At 59.7% G+C, this 22191-nt stretch carries 19 protein-coding genes; 8 read left to right on the top strand and 11 right to left on the bottom strand.

From position 1 onward, the window contains the following. Positions 1 to 87 precede the first annotated feature (87 nt). The gene (locus AGR13A_RS22595; RefSeq protein ID WP_035226938.1) at positions 88 to 1047 is read left to right on the top strand and encodes a LysR family transcriptional regulator; all 960 of its coding nucleotides are present in this window, start codon (positions 88 to 90) and stop codon (positions 1045 to 1047) included. A gap of 53 nt (positions 1048 to 1100) precedes the next feature. On the opposite strand, the gene AGR13A_RS22590 is transcribed toward AGR13A_RS22595, so the two are convergent. Continuing rightward, the gene (locus tag AGR13A_RS22590; RefSeq protein ID WP_080839681.1) at positions 1101 to 2351 is read right to left on the bottom strand and encodes a Zn-dependent hydrolase; all 1251 of its coding nucleotides are present in this window, start codon (positions 2349 to 2351) and stop codon (positions 1101 to 1103) included. 548 nt (positions 2352 to 2899) lie between these two features. On the opposite strand from AGR13A_RS22590, the gene AGR13A_RS22585 reads away from it, so the two are divergent. Both AGR13A_RS22585 and AGR13A_RS22580 read left to right on the top strand, forming a co-directional pair. Continuing rightward, a complete protein-coding gene (locus AGR13A_RS22585) occupies positions 2900 to 4219 on the top strand; it encodes an MFS transporter (protein WP_080840421.1) in 1320 nt (439 codons plus the stop codon). Positions 4220 to 4280: 61 nt separating this feature from the next. After that, complete coding sequence (locus AGR13A_RS22580; protein ID WP_080839679.1) at positions 4281 to 4931, top strand: RraA family protein; 651 nt, start codon at positions 4281 to 4283, stop codon at positions 4929 to 4931. 80 nt (positions 4932 to 5011) lie between these two features. On the opposite strand, the gene AGR13A_RS22575 is transcribed toward AGR13A_RS22580, so the two are convergent. Beyond that, a complete protein-coding gene (locus AGR13A_RS22575; RefSeq protein WP_080839676.1) occupies positions 5012 to 5407 on the bottom strand; it encodes a Rid family hydrolase in 396 nt (131 codons plus the stop codon). Between the two features lie 5 nt (positions 5408 to 5412). Next, positions 5413 to 6375: an ornithine cyclodeaminase family protein gene (locus AGR13A_RS22570; protein ID WP_080839674.1), complete on the bottom strand. Its 963-nt coding sequence runs from the start codon at positions 6373 to 6375 to the stop codon at positions 5413 to 5415. 34 nt (positions 6376 to 6409) lie between these two features. Between AGR13A_RS22570 and AGR13A_RS22565 the strand changes: the two genes are divergently transcribed. From AGR13A_RS22565 to AGR13A_RS22550, 4 genes are all read left to right on the top strand, one after another. After that, positions 6410 to 6592, top strand: coding sequence for a hypothetical protein (locus AGR13A_RS22565; RefSeq protein ID WP_080839671.1), 183 nt, complete (start codon positions 6410 to 6412; stop codon positions 6590 to 6592). Further along, complete coding sequence (locus tag AGR13A_RS22560) at positions 6589 to 7467, top strand: hypothetical protein (protein ID WP_080839669.1); 879 nt, start codon at positions 6589 to 6591, stop codon at positions 7465 to 7467. The genes AGR13A_RS22565 and AGR13A_RS22560 overlap by 4 nt, the downstream gene beginning before the upstream one ends. A 130-nt stretch (positions 7468 to 7597) precedes the next feature. Next, on the top strand, positions 7598 to 8614 hold the full coding sequence (locus tag AGR13A_RS22555; RefSeq protein WP_080839667.1) for a DUF1402 family protein: 1017 nt from the start codon (positions 7598 to 7600) through the stop codon (positions 8612 to 8614). Positions 8615 to 8994: 380 nt separating this feature from the next. Continuing rightward, entirely contained in the window at positions 8995 to 10551 is a 1557-nt protein-coding gene (locus AGR13A_RS22550) for a TerC family protein (RefSeq protein ID WP_080839665.1), read from the top strand. 225 nt (positions 10552 to 10776) lie between these two features. On the opposite strand, the gene AGR13A_RS22545 is transcribed toward AGR13A_RS22550, so the two are convergent. The 7 genes from AGR13A_RS22545 to AGR13A_RS22515 form a co-directional block, all read right to left on the bottom strand. Continuing rightward, entirely contained in the window at positions 10777 to 11403 is a 627-nt protein-coding gene (locus tag AGR13A_RS22545; RefSeq protein WP_080839663.1) for a dual specificity protein phosphatase family protein, read from the bottom strand. Between the two features lie 49 nt (positions 11404 to 11452). Then, the gene (locus tag AGR13A_RS22540) at positions 11453 to 12370 is read right to left on the bottom strand and encodes an inositol monophosphatase family protein (protein WP_080839661.1); all 918 of its coding nucleotides are present in this window, start codon (positions 12368 to 12370) and stop codon (positions 11453 to 11455) included. Positions 12371 to 12429: 59 nt separating this feature from the next. Continuing rightward, the gene (locus AGR13A_RS22535) at positions 12430 to 13518 is read right to left on the bottom strand and encodes an ABC transporter substrate-binding protein (RefSeq protein ID WP_080839659.1); all 1089 of its coding nucleotides are present in this window, start codon (positions 13516 to 13518) and stop codon (positions 12430 to 12432) included. A 73-nt stretch (positions 13519 to 13591) separates the two neighbouring features. Continuing rightward, a complete protein-coding gene (locus AGR13A_RS22530) occupies positions 13592 to 14728 on the bottom strand; it encodes an ABC transporter substrate-binding protein (RefSeq protein WP_080839657.1) in 1137 nt (378 codons plus the stop codon). Positions 14729 to 14752: 24 nt separating this feature from the next. Continuing rightward, positions 14753 to 15880, bottom strand: coding sequence for an ABC transporter substrate-binding protein (locus AGR13A_RS22525; RefSeq protein WP_080839655.1), 1128 nt, complete (start codon positions 15878 to 15880; stop codon positions 14753 to 14755). Positions 15881 to 15924: 44 nt separating this feature from the next. Beyond that, on the bottom strand, positions 15925 to 17058 hold the full coding sequence (locus AGR13A_RS22520) for an ABC transporter ATP-binding protein (RefSeq protein WP_080839653.1): 1134 nt from the start codon (positions 17056 to 17058) through the stop codon (positions 15925 to 15927). Then, the gene (locus AGR13A_RS22515) at positions 17058 to 18911 is read right to left on the bottom strand and encodes an ABC transporter permease (protein ID WP_035226898.1); all 1854 of its coding nucleotides are present in this window, start codon (positions 18909 to 18911) and stop codon (positions 17058 to 17060) included. Before AGR13A_RS22515 ends, AGR13A_RS22520 begins: the two co-directional genes overlap by 1 nt. 518 nt (positions 18912 to 19429) lie before the next feature. Here AGR13A_RS22515 and AGR13A_RS22510 point away from each other — a divergent pair. Further along, positions 19430 to 20416 (top strand): LacI family DNA-binding transcriptional regulator, encoded by a 987-nt coding sequence (locus AGR13A_RS22510; RefSeq protein WP_035226895.1) that lies wholly within the window; start codon positions 19430 to 19432, stop codon positions 20414 to 20416. A gap of 41 nt (positions 20417 to 20457) precedes the next feature. Here AGR13A_RS22510 and AGR13A_RS22505 read toward each other — a convergent pair whose 3' ends face one another. Beyond that, on the bottom strand, positions 20458 to 22101 hold the full coding sequence (locus AGR13A_RS22505) for a Na/Pi cotransporter family protein (RefSeq protein WP_080839651.1): 1644 nt from the start codon (positions 22099 to 22101) through the stop codon (positions 20458 to 20460). Positions 22102 to 22191 lie beyond the last annotated feature (90 nt).

Below are 22191 nucleotides of genomic sequence, written 5' to 3'. Positions count from 1 at the left end.
ACGTGCTGTTTTTAAAACCGGCAACCGTTTTTCGCCGGAGAAAATAGCTATAAGGTGCAGCCCGCAATTCATTCGAGGAACGCGTCGTTGTCACGTTATGCCCCCCGCATCCAGCATCTGAACTGGAACCTGCTGCGGACCTTTCTGGTCATCGTCGAGGAGGGCAGCATTACGCGGGCCGCCAACCGGCTCTTCGTGCGCCAGCCCTCCGTCACGGCCGCCCTGCAGAAGCTGGAGGAAACGCTGGGATGCCAGCTGATCCAGCGTGACAGCCGCCGTTTCGTGCTGACGGTGCAGGGCGAGATGCTGCGCCAGGAATGCGCCGAAATCTTCCTCCGCGTCGAGCGCATCGGTGAAAAACTGTCGACGGAAGCGGATGATCTGACGGGTCAGATCCGCGTCCTGATCGTCACCAATCTCGTTCTCCCGCAACTCGATCAGGCGCTTCGCCAGCTGCGGCGGCGCCATCCATCCGTCACCATTCGCATCGATGTCGCCAATACGCAGGATATCGTTCGCGCCATCGGCCAGAAACAGGCCGCTTTTGGCATTTGCCTGCTGCCGAAACCGCTTGCCGGAATGGATTGCAAATTCCTGCTCAGGGAAACATTCGGGATTTATTGCGGCGCCTCGCATCCCTTTTACGGCCGTGGTGACATCACCATGGAAGAATTGCGGCAGGAGGCCTTCGTCGCCTTCACCTGCAGCCAGGAAGGCGGCGCACTTGAGCCGATGATCGCGCTACGCGACGGTGTCGGACTTGGCAAATGGACCGTCGGCTCCAGCCCGCATATGGAAGAGGTCCGGCGAATGATCATCGCCGGCATCGGGGTCGGAATTCTGCCGGTGGACGCTGCGCGCGGTGTTGCCGAAGATGAGATCTGGCAGATACCGCTGCTTCAGGATTCCCTGGGTGCAGACGCCTATTTCCTGCGTAACCCAGATATGGAACTGGGCGGCGCCGAGCGGGCCTTTCTGACGATTTTCGAAAACGAGCTTTTCGACGCCCAGGCAGCAGCAGCCCTTCTGGAAACCGGCGGCGAATAAAAAAGGATGGCAAAAGGCATGAACACCTTTCGCCATCCCATTGATTTTTCATCTCAGTCGGCGCGGTTCGCGCGTTCCAGCACAGCTTGAACCAGCACGTTCACGCCGGGTTCGATATCGGCGATCGTGACATTTTCCGCCTCATTGTGGGAAAGACCGCCCTCGCACGGGGTGAAGATCATCGCCGTCGGCAGATAATCGGCAACATGCATGGCGTCATGTCCGGCCTCGGTAAGGAGGTCCATCGAGGAATAACCGAAGGCGCCGGTGGCGTTGCGAATGAGTTCGATACAGTCGGCATCGAAATGCATACCGCCATATTCCCAGCCTTCCTTGACAACGATCTTGCAGCGCGACCGCTCTTCCAGCTCGGGAAGTTTCGCCTTGAAGGCCGCGAACATGGTGCTGACCACGGCGTCGTCTGGGTGGCGCATGTCGCAGGTCATTTCCACGAAGTTCGGCAGCGCACCGAGGAGATTGGGCTCCGCCCTGATGCGCATCGTCGTGGACTTGCCGCCGGTTTCGTGATTGGCCCAGCCGATCTCGTTGATCGCCAGCGTCACTTCCGCAGCACCCACCAGCGCGTTCTTGCGCGCCGGCATCGGCGTCGGTCCGACATGGCCGGTTTCACCATGCACTTCCACCACGAAACCGCGCACACCAAAGGCCCCGGTTACGATACCGAGCTGCTTTCCGGCCGCTTCAAGCCTCGGCCCCTGCTCGATGTGCAGCTCGAAAAGACTATCGAAAGCCTCCGCCGAAACGGTATCTTTGCCCCTGTAGCCGATGCGTTCCAGCTCACCACCCAGCGTATGGCCGTCCCGGTCCTTGCGGGAATAGGCGAATTCCGCCGCCTTCGCGCCGGTAAACACCGCCGAGCCGATCATCGGCGGCTCGAAACGGGCGCCCTCTTCATTGGTCCAGTTCACAAGCGTGATCGGCCGGCGTGTCGTGAGCGCATGATCGTTCAGGGTGCGCACAAGCTCCAGCCCGGCAAGCACGCCGAGAATACCGTCGAAACGGCCGCCGTGAACCTGGGTGTCGAGATGGCTGCCGACGAGAACAGGCTTGCCATCCGGGTCGGTTCCGGCGCGCTCGGCGAAGATATTGCCCACGGCGTCGATCCGGATGGTCAGGCCTGCCTCTTCGCACCAGTCAATGAACTGGCGGCGCATCGCCGCGTCCTCGTCGGACAGCGCAAGCCGCTTCAGGCCGCCCTTTTCAGTCGCGCCGATTTCGGCGGAGCGCATCAACGTCGCCCACAGGCGTGACATGTCCGGCCGGATATTGCTCAAATTCTTCATTTCGGTCCCCTGTTATGGGTTCGCTGCGGCAATGCCCCGGCGTGGCCGGCAGCCCGCACACGACCTCTTCTCAATCCGTGGAATGATGGAAAAGGGGATAAGACCAAACCGGAAAATTCAAAAATAGATAGATTCAATACTTAGAATAAGAATGGCATTTTTCCCCGCCAAAAAAGAAAATTCAGCCGGTCAAAAGACAGGCAGAGACTGCGCAACCGGCCGGCAAGCAAAAACCGTGACCGCGATATTACCATGATTTCATTATCTATTTCAAAATCCGCCGGTGAGATCGACATGCCGGAACATGCCCATGATTTGGTCTATAGCGCGGCTCTATGGAAGAAATCTGCATTATCTATTTGTCGGGAGCCTCCCCGTTTTCCATCATTGCGCAAAACAGGGGAACATCGCAGCTTATCGAATTGACGGAGAAGACCAGAAACGGTTTCTCCGCAAGGGATGCCCATAGGCTCATGCCTCGGCATGCATCCGGTTCCGCTTCGTCGTTTCCCCGTTTTCCTTCACAGCAACATAAAAGGGGAATGTTCATGCAAGGGGAAACCGCTCTCATGGGCGCCGTCGGAAAACAACAACCGGTCAATGTTCGCCGGATTGCCGTCGCAAGCGTCATCGGCACCACCGTCGAATGGTACGATCTTTTCGTCTTCGCCACCGCTTCCGCGCTGGTCTTCAACAAGGTCTTCTTTCCGAGCTTCGATGCGATTGTCGGCACGCTTCTGGCGTTCGGCACCTTCGCCTCGGCCTATCTTGCCCGTATCGTCGGTGCCGCGCTTTTCGGCCACTTCGGCGACCGGATCGGCCGCAAATCGATGCTGCTCGTATCGCTCGTGATGATGGGTGTCGCGACTTTTGCTATCGGCCTTCTGCCCAATTACAACCAGATCGGCGTCTGGGCTCCCATTCTGCTTCTGGCGCTACGCGTCGTGCAGGGTCTGGCGCTTGGCGGTGAATGGGGCGGCGCGGTGTTGATGGCCGTCGAACATGCACCGCAGAACCGGCGTGGCCTTTACGGATCGTGGGTGCAGATCGGCGTTCCGGCCGGCACCCTGATTGCAAACCTCGCTTTCCTCTCCATCGGCTTCCTCATGTCGCCCGAGGATCTCATTTCCTGGGGTTGGCGCATTCCATTCCTCGTCAGCATTCTGCTGGTGGGCGTGGGTGCTTACATTCGCCTCAATACCGCCGAAACGCCGTCCTTCGCCAAGGTGAAGACGGAAGAGGCGACGGTACGCATGCCGTTCATCGAACTGCTCTCGAAATCCTGGAAGACAGTCGTTCTCGGCGGCATCGCCACCATGTCCACCGGCTCGTCCTTCAATCTCATCGTCGCCTTCGGCCTGAGCTACGGCACCCAGGCGCTTAACATCGCCCGCAATGAAATGCTGATCATCGTGCTGATTTCCTGCACGGCGTGTATCTTCCTTCTGCCGCTCTTCGGCCTGCTTTCCGATAAGATCGGCCGCCGGCCGGTTATCCTCGGCGGCATTCTCGCCGAAGCGCTCGTCGCCTTCCCGATGTTCTGGTTGATGGATACGGCCACCTTTGCCGGTGCCCTCGTCGGTTACCTGCTGATGATGACGGCCTTTGCAGCCAATTACGGCCCGATCGCCACCTTCCTTGCCGAACTCTTCGGCACGAAGGTTCGTTATTCCGGACTGTCGATCGCCTATATGCTGTCGGGTGTTCTGGGCAGCGCCCTCACCCCCGTCATCACCACCTGGCTGCTTTCGGCTACCGGCAGCGGCGCATCCGTCGCCTGGTACATGATCGGCTCCGCCCTGCTCTCGGCCGTCGCCCTGCTGGCGCTCACCGAAACCGTGAAGCGCGACCTGGCCAAAACCAACTGATCCCAATCGACATATCACAAGACGCCGGCCCGCGCCGGCGTCTTTTCTTTTGGAGAGACACATGGAAAATCCCGACAAAATCAACGAAGCGCTCGAACTGCTCTTGGGCGTCGAGACGGCGACGATCGGCCATTTCAAATCGGAAGGTTTCATGGAGCCGGCGATACAATGCGTCATCGACGGCGTCCGCGCGGCCGGTCCCGCGCTGACGGTCAGCCTGCCGGGAGATGACGGAACGGCGCTTATTCACGCCCTTTCCCGGGCCACGCCTGGAGACATCCTTGTCATCGAGCGACCGAATGACGACAGGCATGCCTGCTGGGGCGCGGTAATGACCGCTGCGGCACTCGCCCGTGGCGTCTCCGCCGTCATCCTCGACGGTTACGTGACCGATATCGGCGCGATCCGAAGCGCCGGCCTGCCGGTCTGGTGTCGCGGCCGTTCGCCGGTGACGACAAAGCCGGGTGGTGGCGGCGATATAGCAACACCGGTCGTCTGCGGTGGCGTGGGGGTGAACAATGGCGATATCGTGCTGGCCGATGAAAACGGCGTCTGCATCCTGCCGCCCGGCGAAGCGCTGGCGGCGGCAAAAGAGGCGCTCGTCATTCAGGCGAAAGAGCCCGGCATCATTGCCAGGCTCGAAAAAGGCGAGGATATCGTGAAACTCTATGGGCTTTCGCCGCTGGAGCCTTCCGATAAAAGCGCTGAGTAATTTTGAGCGCTAGGACGGCGACGCGGCACAGAGCGCGTGAGCCGATCCGCCCGCCGCGCCCTGCCCGGATCGACCTTACTTCAGATGACGGCGAGGCATTCGATCTCGATATCGAAGGGCAACGACCAGGGCTTGATCGTCGCCGAGGTGCGCGCCGGAAAGCCACCGGCAAAATATTCGCGGTATATCCCGTTCACCGTTGCCATCATCGTGCCGTCGGTCACATAGATGGTGGTTTTGATGACGTCCTCGAATGTCGCTCCGGCCGCGGCCAGCGTTACCCTGAGCGCTTCAAGCGATGCCCGCGTCTGGGCGGCTATATCGCCCTTGACGATGTCGCCGGTCTCAATATCCACCGGCGGCATGCCGCAGGTCGCAATGAAGTTACCCGAACGGACAAGAGCGGAGGTCGGCGCGCCGAGCCGGCGGATCGCCTCTGAAACCACCGGCACTTCCACGATTTCGCGTTTGGCCATGTCTCTCACCTTTCTGCATTCGAAGCTGCAGCTTCATAAACCATGGTTGCGGCGGCAAGATCGGCAAGCGCCGTTCCCACAGCCTTATAGAGCGTAATTTCCGTGTCGGAACTGCGCGCGAAACGATTTGCCCTGCAAAGCCCGGCAAGGGTCGACCTGACGTTTTCCTGAGAAAACAGACCGGCCTTGATTGGCTGAACGAGATCGCCAGCCTCGTGCAGCGCCTCTTCCGTATCGATAAATACAGAAGCCCGGCGAATGGCCTCGTCATCCGCCTCGCGCATGCCGGGCGTAAAGCCGCCAATGAGATCGACATGGGTGCCGGGACGCAGCCACTCCCCCCTGATGATCGGCGTGGTGGCGAGCGTCGCGGCGCTGACGATGTCGGCCTCTGCGACCGCCTTTTCGAGGTCCTCGACCACGGAAGTGGCAAGCCCCGAAGCCTCTATTGACTGCGCCAGTCGCTCGGCATTGCCGCGATCTATGTCCCAGACGGCAACGTGATCGAGCGGCCTGACGGCGCGGTAAGCATCCGGAATGAGGCTGGCAACACGGCCGGCACCCAGCACCAGAAGCCGTTTGGCATCCCTGCGCGCCAGATAATCCGCAGCGAGTGCGGATGCCGCCACTGTCCGGCGGCCGGTGATGACATTGCCGTCCAGCGTGGCAAGCTGGATACCGGTCTGGGCGTCATAAAGCATGTATGTCGACGTCAGCCCCGGCAGGTTTCTGGCGGCATTTCCGGGAAAAACAGTCACGATCTTGATCCCGAGATAACGTGACGACCGCTGTGCACCATGCCACGCCGGCATCAGCAACAGGGTCGCGGCAGCCTCATTTGCCACGTCGATTGTGTGATGATGCCGGACCGGCATCTCGCAGCCTTCCGCGAAAGCAATGGAAAGCGCCTTGATCAGCCCGTCAAAAGGCAAAAGACCCGCTGTTTCCTGTGAATTGATCGTAAGCAAATGCGCCTCCCCTGGTTTTCTGGCGGAGGTCAAAATGGCGCAAGCGGCCGCACTTTATAACGCCGAATCTCGCTATGATAAAAATAGGCTGGAGCGTCCTGGCGCTGTGGCGAAAGCTTTTTTGGTAAAGACGGCTTGGGGCGAGATAGCTCTTCTTGTTTATGTCATTAGAAACGTCTTTGATCCTGCCGACAGAAACCAAGGGGACATAGGATGAATTCAGGGCGTCGCGGCGTTCTCGCACTTCTGGGCGGTCTGGTGCTGACGAGGCCCTCTCTTGGCAGGGCATCGGGCAAGAAACCGGCATTTGCCCAATCCCGCTCCGAATACGAGCCACGCCATGTCCTTTGTTTTCTCGGTAAGGAAAATGGATTGGCGGCACTCCAGCAGAGCGCTCGCGCCGCCGTCGACACCTTTGCCGCCGATTTCAGTCTCGACGAGGATTATTCGCAGGATGAGCCGGACGACCGGATGGAGCGGTCCTTCAATGTCTGCTGGGATCGTGTCCACCCGGATGCCTATCAGGAGGCTGACGAGGACGCCGTCGCCGGGCACGGTTCGGTTCTTTATGTGCTTGGTCCATCCATGGCGGCGGACACAACCGTGACGACATCCGCAAAGGCCTTGATGTTCGTGCAACACATGCTCGACCACGGGGCGGTTGCGGTGAAGGGCGAAAGCGCCGGCGTTGCCCATGGTGCGCGACGGTGGAAGGAACTCTTCGAGCAATCGCGCCGAGAAGCGGCTTCCGATGATCTGATGGCACTCGCCAGAACCTGCCGCCTGGCCTTCACGCGCCGTCCCATCGGCGGCGATGCGGACGGAATGGGGAGTGTCGGTTTTCATCTGGTCGGATTGCCCGATGTGCAGGTGCACTTCACCCGAAAAGACGAGCTTCAGCCCTCAACCAATTCCGAGCAGCTGGTGATTGCAAAGCTGATTGACGATATCGCCGATCAGATGACACGCGACGGCGTCGAAACGGCCCTGAAAGATCGTAACCTCGAATTGTCGGACGATACCCGGTACGAGGAAGATGAGTATAAATTCAATCCGTTCGGTGTCGTGACCGTGCGGGATTACAAGCTGTGACATGGGAGCAATCGGCAGTCCCTTGCAGCCGGCAACGGTAAAGTGAGCGGCAAAAACTTGCCATGCGCGGACCGCCTGCCTATGAAGGAGCCATCGCCGCAAGAGCAATTCATACCATAGAGAACGATGCATGAGCCTGTTTGCGAAGACCACCCGCGCGGCCGCCGTCATCCTGACACTGGCCTGCCTTCCTTTCCATGCGGTGGCGCAACAGATAACCGTCGTGCCCGCTGGAAACCGTTCAGCCGAACAGCCGGAAATACCGCGGACCTCAGCAATCAGGACAAAGGCGTTCTACACGACCTATGAGGAAAAATTCCGCAAGACGATCGATCTTTTAAACAGCGAACCTGCTCTGCTCGGCAAGATCAGGAAGGCCGCGGCTGCTTACGGCATCGACCCGATCCACATCGTTGGCGCGATTGTCGGCGAACACACCTTCAATGTTTCGGCCGTGGATCGCTTGCAGACCTATTACATCAAGGCCATTTCCTATGCGGAACTCGATATAAAATTCAGCTATCAGGGCGTTTCCTTGAAGTCGTTTCTCGAGCGGCCGGAGTTCCGCTCCTGCGAAGCGCTCGCCACCACGTCCGAACAGTGGAGCTGCCGTGACACGGTTTGGGACGAATATTTCCGGGGCAAGGTGGTCGAGGGGGTCAGTTACGAGGCAATATCGTTCCAGCGGGCCTTCTTCCAGCCTTTCTATGCCGGACAGACTTTCGGCCTTGGTCAGATCAGCCCCTTGACGGCCCTGCAGGTGACCGACCTGGTGAACAGGACCAGCGGCCTGCCGAAACTTTCTGCGGAGAAACCGGCGGATATTTACCGCGACGTCATGGATCCCGACCGCAGCATCATCTACATCGCCGCCATTTTGCGGGACGCGATCGACGCCTATCGGGAAAAAGGCTTCGACATTTCCGGCAATCCGGGCATTACCGCCACCCTCTACAATGTCGGCCAGCCCCGGCGTCGCGCCGAACGCTTGCGCACCGCTGTGGATGCGGGTGCCAAAAACCGTCTGCCGGTCGAAAACTATTATGGATGGCTGATCAACGACCGCCTCGACATTTTGAAGAATATTCTCGATGGCAAGGCGATTGACCGACGGACGACCTCGGATATCGGCGAAAAAACCCGGTAACCGCCTGATTCTTCTTGATGATCGGCAATCGCATAGATAACCCGGCACATGGCATCTTTGCGCCGGATATCACCTTATTTCTACACGCCAAGATTGCCATTCCCTGCCGGCACACGGCTGAAGCATGCAAAAACACTTTTCCATCCACTGAAAACCTGCTAGTTCCGGCTGCACAAGAATTGACTGATAGTGGGATAATTCCGCGATATGCCTGACGAAGGCGACAGTAGCGACGATAGTCGACACCGAACGAGGCTGGCTTGCGTAAAGCGAAGCCAGCCTCGTCCTTTCTTGTTTTCCTCAACGAAACGGGTTCCAGCCTCGGATGTTCAGTCCGGGGCTTTGCGCGTTCGCACCCGTTCCCATAAAGGCCCCTGACCATGGAATTCCTCGCAGATCCGAACATCTGGATCGGCCTCGTTACTCTTATCGTCCTCGAAGTTGTCCTCGGCATCGACAACCTCGTCTTCATTGCGATCCTCGCCGACAAGCTGCCTCCGCACCAGCGCCACAGGGCGCGGCTCATCGGCCTGTCCTTGGCGCTCATCATGCGCGTCCTGCTGCTGTTTTCGATTTCCTGGATCGTTACGCTGACAAGGCCGCTCTTCACCATCGCAGAATTCTCCTTCTCCGGACGCGATCTCATCCTCATTCTCGGTGGCGCTTTCCTTCTCGCCAAGGGAACGATGGAGTTGCACGAGCGGCTGGAGGGTGACCACAAACCGAAACAGGGCAAGGTGGTCCATGCGGTCTTCTGGCAGGTCATCGTGCAGATCGTCGTGCTCGATGCCGTCTTCTCGCTGGATAGCGTCATCACCGCCGTCGGCATGGTCAATAATCTCTGGGTGATGATCACCGCCGTCTGCGTGGCCATGGCCGTGATGATGGCGGCATCGAAACCGCTGATGACATTCGTGTCGAAACATCCGACCGTGGTCATTCTCTGCCTTGGTTTTCTCCTGATGATCGGCTTCAGCCTCATCGTCGAAGGTTTCGGTTTCCACCTGCCGAAGGGTTATCTCTATGCGGCCATCGGCTTTTCCGTGCTGATCGAGGCGGCAAACCAGCTCGGCAGGCGCAACCGCGAAAAACGCATCACCGCCGGCGACATGCGCGAGCGGACCTCAGACGCCATTCTACGGCTTCTGGGCGGCCGGGTCGGCGAACAGCCCCTCGGAGACACCGCCGATGTGATTGCGGAACAGGCGGCGCGAAGCGATCTGTTCAAATCCGAGGAAAAAGACATGATCCGCGGCGTGCTGACGCTTGCCGAACGCCCTGTCGTTTCGATCATGACGCCACGGACGGAAATAGACTGGCTGGATGTCGATGCCGATCCCGACACGCTGAGAAACCGCCTGCTCGAACTCGACCATTCCCGTCTGATGCTCGCCCAGGGCAGACTGGACTCCTTCCTCGGCGTCGCCGCCACGAAGGACCTGCTGCGCGATCTTCTACGGGACGGAAGACTGAACCTCGAAAGCTCTCTGCGGCAGCCGCTTGTCGTACACGAGAGCGCCACCGCCTTGCAGGTCATGGAACAGCTGCGCAAATCGCCGCTGCAGATGGCCGTCATCATCGATGAATATGGCACGCTTCAGGGGATCACCACCCCGACAGATATTCTCGAGGCGATCGCCGGCGAATTCCCGGACGAAGGCGAGGAACTGCTGATTTCGGAAAAGGCCGAAGACGGTTCCTGGCTTATCGACGGCGCCGTCGATGTCAGAAGGGCATCCTACCTTCTCGACATTGATCTTGTGGACGATGCCGACCGTTATTCCACCGTCGCGGGCTACATCCTGTGGCGTCTCAATCGCCTTCCGGAGGTCGGCGAGCGTGTTGCCGGAGATGGGTTCGAATTCGAGATCGTTTCCCGTTCCGACAGGAACATCGAGAAAGTCCGGGCGTGGAACAATACGCTTCATGAGGCGTGAGCCGGGGGAACCGGAACTCAGATCGAGGAAAATCTCTCTTCCGTCATACCGGGCTTGACCCGGCATCCAGTCACGGCGCGTCTGCGCCGTGAGAAACAAGTCTTTTGCGATCAAGGACTTGATCGCACTGAACCGCGGATCTAGTCCGGGGTGACGGGGTGCTGATGCTACGGCTTTGCCAAACGCACGAGTCCTGCGGAACCTAATCAGCAGTCGCCGCCATCTTCAATGCGCGGCATCGATCATGGTAATCCACCCGGCGGCACGGCTGGCGGCATCCGCAAGCACGGGCTTCGGCGCCTTGTACCATTCGTTTTCCGGCAATTCGCGCTTCACGCGAACGAAGCTGATGGCATCGTCGAGCGTCGGGAATTCCACCGGCAGCGTCAGGTGCAGAAAGAGCGCAACGACGGCGACGGAGCGCGAACGGCCGCCGCGGCAATTGATCAGCACGTTGCCGCGCTCCCGCCGGGGATAAGACGGCTTGTCCGGCAGAATCTGTTCCAGCGCCGCCCGCAGGATGTAATGGGCCGCAACCATCTGGGTATCGGGATTTCCATCGCCGTCGATCAGGCCGATCTTGTAATAGCGGATTTCACCCGGCCCATAGACACTGCCTTCATGATCGGAAACGATCTGCGGCTGTTCCACGAAATTGAAATCCAGATTGACGGCGCAATTGACGACAGTGGTGATGCCGTTATCGCGCAGAAGCTTGAGATCACTGGCGCCTTCCTTGCCCGAGATGAAGAGATCGACGCCATAAAGCGGATGCCGCTCATAGATGCGACTGAGCTTCGGCAACTCGCCGGTTTCCTGTTCTCGGGATAGGGTCTTTTTCGGTTGCGGCATGTCATGTCTCCATCGGCGCCGATATGGCCGCCGTCATGTCTTTGCTTGTTCAGGCGTTGGCAGCTGTCTGGCTTTGCCGGATCGCTGCTTTGGCGATGCGGTTTTCGGATATGGACCGCGCCACCCGCTGCAATGTCGGGTAATTCGCCCCCTCGCCCGTGGCGATATAACCAGGGCAGAGAAAATCGGCAGAACCCTCCGCCACCTTGCCGAGCGTCAGCGGCTCATAGGTTCCGCCGGCATTCTTCAGAATGAGGATGGCTGCGGCCACATCCCAGGCATTGACGCCGAAACCGGTAGCCGCATCCGTCCAGCCCGCCGCAACATGGGCGATGCTGAGCGCGGCGCTGCCAGGCCGGCGCAATGTCGAGAAGGTCTCGACAAGAGCACCGAAATTGGCAAGCGCCGCTTCCCGCCCATCCAGCCGGAAATCTCGCGAGACAGGATAACCGGTGATCAATGTCGCCCGGGTCTCGTCTGCAACACTGCGGGAGCGCAGCTTGTCTCCGTCCAGATAGGAAGCCTCAAGATTGGCGGAAAACATCTGGTCCGCCACGGGATCATAGACCACGCCGGCAACGGCCTCGCCGTTAATGACGGCGGCAATCGATACGCACCAGAAGGCAAGGCCGCGTGCGAAATTCGCCGTGCCGTCGATTGGATCGACATACCATTGCACATCACCGCTGCCGCTCTGCCCGCCCTCTTCGCCCATGATCGCCGAATTGGGTTCCCGTTCGAGAATGACGGCGCGGATCGTGGCTTCGGCGCGTTTGTCGTGAATGGTGACGATATCGTGGAGATCGACCTTGTAGTCCACGGCCATGTCCGATCGGAATGCCGTCAGCAGCGGATCGCGCACGGCACGCGCCGCCGCCTCGGCTATTTTCATCAGCCGCACCGAGCGGGAAAGCGCCTCCTCGTTTTCAGGTTTATGTTCGGTCGAAGAAGGGCTTTGCATCGGCATATCCAGTCTGTTCGTTCTCAAAGGAGGGACCGGCGCGGCGGGGGCCGCGCCAGCCGGGATCATTTCCTGTAATTGACGCGCCAGACATCCTGCCATTCCTCGCGACGATCGAAATCGTTGAGGCCAGTGGCGGAATCATAACCCATCAGCTTGTCGGCAACCTTCATCAGTCCCGAAGGCTCGTCAGCCGGCATCTTGATGTCGATGTTGGTCGGCAGCTTGCCGTCCTTCATCTGCGGGGCGATGCCCTCTTCCGTCAGGACGTAATGGATGAAGAGCTTCGCCATGTTCGGACTTTTGGTCTTCGACGCGATCAGCCCAAGCTTGATGTAGGTCCAGCCAACCCATGGATCGAGACCGGTGCAGAGGCCAAGCTTGTAGCCCTTGTCGGCATTATCTCGGAACTTGGCCGAGCTGAGCAGGCCGAAGAAGGGCTGCTTCTGGCCGGGCGCACCGACGGCTTCCGCCACGGGGTCGTCACCATCGGTGGCAAGCGGGCCGTTCTGCGCCAGCGCCTTGATCCAGGCTGCCGCGGCGTCCTTGTCGATATCCTTGCCGAAATGCGCCTTGTAGGCGGCCGCCACCTTTTCATTGCCATGGGCTTCGAGCTGGTTGAACCAGTCCGTATAGGTGCTCTTGCTCAAGGGATCGACCATGGCGACCTTGCCTTTCCATTTCGGCTCGGTCAGTTCCCAGATGTTGCTCACCGGGCATTTGTCATAGGCTTCCGTATTATAGGCCCAGACATTGGCGTTGGTGGAGATTGCCAGCGGGTTCTGGAACTGCGCCGGGATCTTCGCCACCATGTCGCCCGGTAGATAATTCTCGACAAAACCCGCCGGCAGAAGCTGCGCGAGTGCCGATGGCGCATCGGTAATCAGCACCACATCGCCCTGCACGTTGCCGGACTGGCTTTCGCGGATGATCATTTCCAGCTGGCTGTTGGCGGACACCTTCACGCCTGTCGCCTTCAGCCCGTATTTGGCGCTGAACTTGTCGGCCATCTCCACGATCTTGCCGGTGCTGTCGTAGATATTGATCGGCTTTTCCTGCTTCGCTGCCGCCAAGATCGCATCGAGATCGAAGGTTTCTTCGGCCGTGGCGCTCATTGCGGATAAGCCTGCAATGACAGTCGCCATCGCCGTCATCGGTAAAAATCTGCTTCTTCTCATCGTTCCCCTCCCAAGGAAAAGGCGAGGCAGGCTCGCGCCCGCCCTGCCGTTATTTTTTGTAGTTCACGCGCCAGAAATCCTGCCAGCCTTCGCGCTTGTCGAGATCGTCGGCCGCCGTTGCAGCATCGAAAGCCATCAGCTCGTCGAGATGATCGGCAACCTTCGAGGGTTCATCCGCCGGCAGGGCGATTTTCGTGTTGCCGGAGATTTTGCCGTCGACCGTCTGTGGTGCGATGCCCTCTTGCGTCATCAGGTAATGCAGGAAAAGCTTCGCCGCATTCGGGCTTTTGGTCTGCCCGGCAATCAGGCCGAAGCCGGGATAAAGGAAACCGGAAAACGGCTTGACCCCGCTGCAAAGACCGAGCTTCAGCCCCTTGGCCTCATTGTCACGATATTTCGCCGCCGAGGTGATGACGAAGAAGGGATCGGTCTGCCCCGGAGCGCCAGCCGCATCGGCAACCGTGCTCGAATCCGTCAACAGGGGAGCGTTTTCGGCAAAGGCCTTCACCCAGGCCGCCGTCGCGCTTTTTTCGCCCGTTTCCAGCTTCTTGCCGTAAAGGTCCTCATAAGCCTTGGCGACATCGGCATCGTGATGGGTTTCGATCTGGTTGAACCAGTCGGCATAAAGCGGCTTGTCGAAAAGATCGAGCATGGCAAGCTTGCCCTTCCAACGCGGCTCCGTCAGTTGCCAGATGTTGGTGACCGGGCATTTTTCGTATTTCTCGGTGTTGTAGGTCCAGACATGCGGATCCGAGACGACCACCAGCGGATCGCGCAGCTTTTGCGGAATATCACCTTCCATATCCGGCGGTGACCAACTGGTGGCGATGCCTTCCGGCAGGAGTTCCCCCATGGCGGAGGCGACATCCGTTGCGACGCTGACATCGCCGACGACATTGCCGGCGCGATGTTCGCGGATCATCAGCTCGACCTGCGTTGCCTCGTTCACCTTCTTGCCGCTCGCCTGCACGCCATATTTGGCTGTGAAGGCCTGCGCGGTATCGACGATCTTGCCGGTCACCGCGTAGACGGTGATCGGTTTTTCCTTCTTCGCAGCGTCGATAAGCGCATCGAGATTGAAGGCGTCCTGCGCATGGGCAGCGCCGCCAAGCGAAAGCGAGAAGATGAGGCTGAGTGCGGAGGCAGCTATCCGCCGCCGCCCGCCGCCATATCGGTTCTTGGTCATGATAGTCACTGCGTCGTTCCCCCGTTATTTTTTGTAGTTCACGCGCCAGAAGTCCTGCCAGGTTTCGCGTGCATCCCAGTCTTCAAGGCTGGTGGCCATGCTGTAGGGCAGAACGCGATCAAGCACGGCGCCGATGCCGGAAGGCTCGTCGGCGGGCAGTTTCACGTCTTTATTGGTGGACATCTTGCCGTCAATCGCCTGTGGCGCGATGCCTTCCGCGGTCATGACGTAGTGAATGAAGAGCTTTGCCGCATTCGGGCTATCGGTGCCCTTGGTGATCAGGCCGACGCCCGGATAAAGCCAGCCGATCCACGGCTTCAGCTCCTTGCAGAGGCCGAGTTTCATACCCTTGTCGGCATTGTCGCGGAACTTCGCCGAGCTGATGAGGCCCATGAATGGCGCCTTCTGGCCGGGCGTACCAACGGCCTCGGCTGCCGCCGCATCGGCATCGGTCAGAAGCGGCGCGTTGGCGGCCAGCGCCTTCACCCAGGCCGCCGTCGCGCTTGTCTCTGCGGTCTCCAGCTCCTTGCCGTAAAGCGCCTTATAGGCGGCCTTCACGTCGCCATCGCCATGCGCTGCCATCTGGTTGAACCAGTCGACATAGGATGCCTTGCCGAGCGGGTCCTGCATCGCCACCTTGCCCTTCCACGTCGGATCGGTCAGTTCCCAGATGTTGGAAACGGGGCATTTGTCGAAAAGCTCGGTATTGTAAGCCCAGACATTGGCGCTGGTGACGACGGTAAGTGGATCCTGATATTCGGGCGGAATATTGCCGGCGAGATCCGGCGGCAGCCAGCTTTCGACAAAGCCCATCGGAATAAGCTGCGCCATCGCCGCCGGCGCATCGCTGATGATCGAGACGTCACCCTGAATATTATTGGCCCGCGCCTCGCGAATGACCATTTCCAGCTGCGCGGACGCCTTTACCTTCGCGCCCTCTGCGCCCACGCCATATTTTGCGGCGAAGTTCTTCGCCATTTCCACGATCTTGCCCGTGCTGTCATAGACGGTGATCGGCTTTTCCTTTTTGGCAGCCTCGATCAGGGCATTGAGGTCGAAAGGCTCCCCCGCCTTCGCCACGCCGCCAAGCGTTGCGGCAATTGCCGTTGCACACAGGAGACGGCAAAGGCCGCCCGTCATTTTCCGCTTCATACTGCTCCTCCTTCAGCAAGCGATTGTCAGTCTTTTCGTCGTTTTCAGTTGTAAGAACTGCTCCTCAGCACCGTGTCCGCCTCGGTGATCCGCTGCCCCTTGGCGTCGAAGACATGCAGGGCCTCCGGCGGCACGTGGAAAAACACACGGTCGCCACTGTCGATGCGCGGCAGGGCATGGGTGGTCAGGAACAGCGTGTGGTTCTCGCTCCTCAATTCGAGAATCCAGCTGCCACCTGTCGGAAGCACGCCCGTCACCGTCATTTCTCCGGAGAAGCTGCCCTGTGGAACATCCTCCCGCCTTGCCGCATAACCCATCGCCTCCGGCCGCATGCCGACCGAGGCAATGCCGCGCAATTGTGGATAACGCGTTGCGAAATAGGCCTCCGCATTGTCGGCGATATCGGACACGCCGGGCTGGCCGAAGGTCAAGATATTGATCGGCGGGCTGCCGACGAATTCGGCGACGAAGCGATTGGCCGGGCGGTCGTAGATATCGTTCGGCGTGCCCATCTGCTGCAGGGTGCCCTCGTTCATCACCGCAATGGTGGTGGCAAGCGTCATGGCCTCCCACTGGTCATGCGTCACGAAAACGATGGTGGTCTTGAACTCCTTGTGCAGCCGCTTCAGCTCGGCGCGCATTTCCAGCCGAAGCCGGGCATCGAGGTTGGAGAGCGGTTCATCCAGAAGCAGCACACCCGGATTGACGGCAAGCATGCGAGCAAGCGCCACACGCTGCTGCTGCCCTCCGGAAAGCTGCGAGGGATAACGGTCGCGATACTTGGCGATGTCGAGCGCCTGCATGACGCGTTCGACGCGCTCCTCCCGCTCGGCTTTCGGCAGCTTGCGCAGGCGCAGGCCGAAATCCGTGTTGCGCTCGATGGTCAGATGCGGCCAGAGCGCGTAGCTCTGGAAGACAAGGCCCATTTCGCGCTTTTCCGGCGGCACGAAAATGCCGTCGTTGACTGAGTCTATCACCCTGTCGCCAACGCGGATTTCACCGCCGGAAAGGTTTTCAAGGCCGGCGATCATGCGCAGCGTCGTGGTCTTGCCGCAGCCGGAAGGGCCGAGCAGGCACATGAATTCGCCGTCGCGGATTTCGAGATCGAGATCGGAAACCGCATTTGCGGAATTCACACCGTAGTTTTTCTGCGCCCCGCGCAGGTTGATGGTAGGCATCAGCTTCCAAGTCCTTCTGCAAGATTTGTGCGGGTCAGCTTCTGGGCCAGCAGGGTACCGAAATAGGCAATGCCGGCGATGATCAGCACCACGGCGTTGGCGGCCTGCGTATAGTGGTAATCGACCAGCCGCAGCGAATAGGTGGTCAGAACATCCGTGCTCGGCACGGCGAGGATCACGAACAGGCTCAGGCCCTTGATGCCCGAGATGAAGGGCAGGAGAACCCCAGTCACCAGCGATCCCTTCTGGATCGGAATGACGATCGAGATCATGCGGCGGAACCAGCCGGCACCGGCAATCTGCGCCGCCTCTTCCGGGTCCTTTCCAAGCTGTGTCATGGCCGAAATACCCGCACGCGAGGCATAGGGCATCTGGTCGGCGATCAACGCCAGGATAAGGATTGTCACCGTGCCATAGAGTGCCGGCATCGGCCCGCGTGGCACCGCAAACAGCGAGAGATAGGCGGCGGCAAAGGCGATGCCCGGCACCAGATAGGGCAGGAACGTGACCTGACGCAGATAGACCGAGAGCGCCCGCACCGGCGTGCGGATGACGACATAACCGACAAGCAGGCCGAGAACGCCTGATGTGAGCGAGGCAAGACCGACGATCATCATCGTGTTTTTCGCAGCCGCCCAGAGATCGGGGCTCAGAAGAACGCCGGTCTGCAAGGCGACCGTGTTGAGATTGCTGCCAATCCAGTAGTCGAGCGTGAAATTGTCGAACGTGAATTTGGCCGGCATCTTCATGACGGTCGAGAGGGCGAGTGTAAGCAAAGGCAGGCCGACGCTGAGAATGAAGACGGCGGCCGCAAAGCCCGTTGCCGGAAGACGCATTCTGCCGAGACGGCTTTGCCGGTTCATGGAACCCTTGGAGCCGATCGTCACGAAACGCCGGGCTTCGCGAACGAGGCGGGCATCGATCATCAGCGTGATGATGCCGATGAGCATGATCGAGGCCGCAACGACACCGGCAACGCCGGTCTGGCGCGAGGCAATACTACGGAACAGCGATGTCGACAGCACCTCGAACTTCACGGGAAGGCCGAGAACATAGGGTACGCCGAATTCACCGAGGCACTTTGCAAAGATCAGCACCATGGAAGAGAGCAGCGCCGGGCGCATCAGCGGCAGGATGACCTGCAGAGCCACCTGGTACCTATGGGCGCCAAGAATGCGGGCCGAATCCTCCAGCTGCGAGTCGAAACGGCGCAGCGCCGAGCCGAACAGCAGGATGACGAAAGGTGTGTAATGCAGGGCAAGGATGATGGTGATCGGGAAACGACCATAGGCCACCCAGTCCGGCGGTGTCAGGCCCATCGCCTCGAACCAGCCGGGCTGACCACCGACGGTGCGGTTCTTGAACAGCGTTGTCCAGGCAAGAGCGAAGGTCCAGGCGGGCAACATATAGGGCACGATCAGCGCAGTCGCGAACCAGCGGCGACCGAACATATCCGTGCGGCTGATAAGCCAGGCAAGCACCGTGCCGATAACCAGCGAAAGCGCAATCGCCCCCAAAGCAACGGTGAGTGTATTGAAGAGCGGATGCCAGAAGAGATCCGTTGCGACGGGCGAGAAGAACGCCCTGTCGAGATAATAAAGCGTGAGATCACCGACATCCTTGCCGAGACGCCGTTCGTGACCGAACTGGACGCGGACGGCATCGAGCACAATCGAGATGATCGGAACCACGATCAGATAGGTGAAAAGCAACGCCGTCAGCACGCCGATGAGCGTCGTCGGCTCCCTGAGCGCGACCTTGAGGCGATATCGCCAGGCCTGCCATGCGGAAGGCGCGGTCGTCGGGGGACGCCCCAGTGCCTCCGCCTTCGTTGATTCGCTTAAAAGAGCCATTATTCCTCCCCATATGGCCGCAACATTGCTCCGACACGCGGACAAACATCTGCCTGCGCGCAACCTGCGATACAGGCGGCGCGTGCGTCGAACATGAGCAATGTGTCAATGCTTCAGCAGCGGGCATATCAGGCCCGCAAGCAACGATGATCCAGCTCCTCCTGGGAACATCGCCGGCAAGCAAAATATAGAATGAAAATTCCATAAAATGCCTGACCTTGGAATGCATGATCGATCCTAAACGGCATTTTGTCAACGAAAAAATGCACACGCGATCATTAGTTTATCATATTGTTTTTAAATGACTTTATTGATTCATTTTTGCAAATTTTTACGCCGGCCCGTGCACAATCGTCTTTTCCGGCAAAATGATGATGAAGAGGACGATATATTTGCTGGCGAAAGCAGGGATCGCCTTTCCTGCACAGGAGCGCCTGCCAGCAGAAATATTACGATTGGAATAGTCGATCCCCTATGGCCTGTGATATCAGACATGAGGTTTCACAAGGGGGAGTTGAATGACGCGAGGGTTCGTGACCGCCGAAGAAGTGGCGAAAAAAGCCGGGGTCTCGCGCTCCGCCGTCTCGCGCACTTTCACCCCCGGCGGCAGCGTATCGAAGGCTGTCCGGCGCAAGGTGTTGAAGGCCGCACACGAACTTGGCTACCGCGTCAACCGTCTGGCCCAGGGCCTTAACAATGACCGTTCCAATCTCATCGGGGTGGTCGGGGCCAATCTCAGCTCGCCATTCATTTCAAAGCAGCTCGATCTGCTCAGTATCGGCCTTTTGCGTCGCGGTCTGCAGTGCCTGCTGTTGAACGCGGCGGATGCGCGCAAGGATATCGCGCCGCTGATCGAGCTGCTCTTCGAGTTTCGCGCTCAGGCGATTATCGTCCTGTCCGGCGAACCGCCGGCCTCGATCGTCGACGAGTGCATCGCTAACGGCGTACGTCTCATCCTCATCAACAGGCTCCTCGACCGGACCGATACGAACATGGTGCTGAGCGACGATTCCCACGGTGCCGATCTCGCCGCCACGCGGCTCGTGGAGGCAAAATGCAGGAAGGTCGCGGTCGTTTCCAGCGGCAGCCAGACGCCCGCACAGTTGCGCCGCGCCGGCGCTTTCACCCAGCGCATGACCATCGAAGGCATCGAGGTTGTCCCCTGGTCGGGCGGCTCGACGAGTTATGACAGCGGTTATCAGGCCGGCTGCGAATTGCTGGTCGACAAGACGATAGACGGGGCCTTCTGTGTGAACGACCTGCTCGCGCTCGGTTTCATGGATGCGGCGCGGCTGGAAATGGGCCGCCGGGTGCCGGAAGACGTGTCGATCGTCGGTTTCGACGATATTCCTCAGGCCGGCTGGAAAAGCTATCAGCTGACCACCGTTGCCCAATCCTTCGACGCGCTGACCGAGAAGGTCCTGACCGCGCTTGACAGCGACGAGCCGGAAACGCGGCTTCAGGTCGTGCCCGTTGCGATGGTCGAGCGCATTACCGCGCGTTAGACAGATGCACACAGGGCATAAAATTGCTGCGCGATTTTGCTCTAACCCGCCTGCTTGATCCGGCTTTCGATCAGAAGACCGCTTTCATCGAGAATTGGATGGGCGACGGCGGCGATATGGGCGTTGATGCGTTTCAGATCGCGCAGCATGTCGAGATGCACGGAGCTTGTCTGGATGCTGTCGGCCCGGCCATCGCGCAGACGCTGGAGATGACGGTCCGATGACTGCTTTTCCAGCCGCCGCACATCTTCCTTCACCTCCACCAGCCGGCGGGCAAGATCGGCATTGCGGGTTGCGAAAACCGATTGCGCCATGCGGATATTGTCGAGCGTGATGGAGAAAAGACGCTCCAGTTCGCTTTTGCCGTCATCGGAGAAGCTAAGACCGAGGTCGATCTTCTTGGCGATTTCCGGGCGGATGCCCTTCTCGATGATGTCGCCGATATGCTCCAGATTGATGGCATATTCGACGATATCCATCGCGCGCCGCTGGTCCTTCTGGCACAGTCCATCCCGGCCAACCTTGAGGACATAGACCTTGATGGCGTGCTGGATACGATCGACCCGACCTTCCAGCGCGCTGATATCATTGAGTTTCGAAAGATCGCCGTCGCGCATGGCGTCGCTCGCCTGACGCAGCATGCGCTCGATCAGGTCACCGACCAGCATCACTTCGCGGCTCGCCCCGGCAAGCGCCGCAACCGGCTGGTTCAGATCGTGCGTGTCGAGATAGCTGCGGCTGCTTTCGGCTCCCTCTTTTTCCGGCAGCAGCGCGGTCGTCACCCGCAGCAGCAGGGGCGATAGCGGCCATGCGATGACGGCAACCGTGAGGTTGAAGATGAGATGCGCATCAACAGCAAGATTGGCGTGCGAGAAAGGCGACATGTCGAGCAGTGCCGCGCCATATCCCGCAAGCGGCAGGGCTGCGACACAGCCGGTCGTGCGGACGATGAGGTTGCCGAGCGCCACCCGGCGCGCCGCAACCGGCGCCTTCAGCGTTGCCAGCACCGGCGGAACCGCGCCGCCGAGATTGGCGCCGAGCACCAGCACGATGACGAGGCTCGTTTCGATGCCGCCGCTTGCCGCAAGCGACAGGATGAGAACGACGATGGCGAGGCTGGAGGATGCCAGCACGGCCAGTACCGCCGAAAAGATCAGTGCAACCGGCCAGGCATTGCCAAGCATGGAAATGAAGAGGTTAAGCGATTGCGACTGCCGGATGGGATCCGTGGCCGCCGAGAGAAGATGCAGGGAAAGCAGCATCAGACCGACGCCGGCAAGGGCCGCACCCGCACCCTGTCGCTGCACCGATTTTCCGCGCAGCAAAATGACGCCGGCAAGGATCAGCATCGGCGACAACCAGCCAAGCCCGAGCGCGACAATCCACGCCGTCGTCGCGGTGCCGACATTGGCGCCGAGCAGCACGATCTGCGCCATCGCCGGTGCGATGAGGTCTTTTTCGACGAAGGAGGCGACCATCAGCGCCGTGGCAGTCGAACTCTGCAGGGCGATCGTCGCCACGAGACCAGCAATGAAGGAGCGAAAACCGCCGCGGGTACCGGCCGCCAGCCCGATGCGAAGCCTGGCACCGAAAGCACGGGACATCCCGTCCTTGATCTGCCCAAGGCCAAAAAGCAGCAGGGCCACCGCACCGAACAGATTGATGCTGACAACGACCGATTCCACTAGATCACCTCGCCTGTCCTGCCTGCCGCCACTCTTCCCGGAGGGGCCGCTGAGATGCCCCTTTCACATCGCCGATTGCGGCGAAAAAAT

The sequence above is a fragment of the Agrobacterium genomosp. 13 str. CFBP 6927 genome (assembly GCA_900012615.1).
Taxonomy (GTDB): Bacteria; Pseudomonadota; Alphaproteobacteria; order Rhizobiales; family Rhizobiaceae; genus Agrobacterium.
This window is presented reverse-complemented; position numbering and strand designations above follow the sequence as displayed.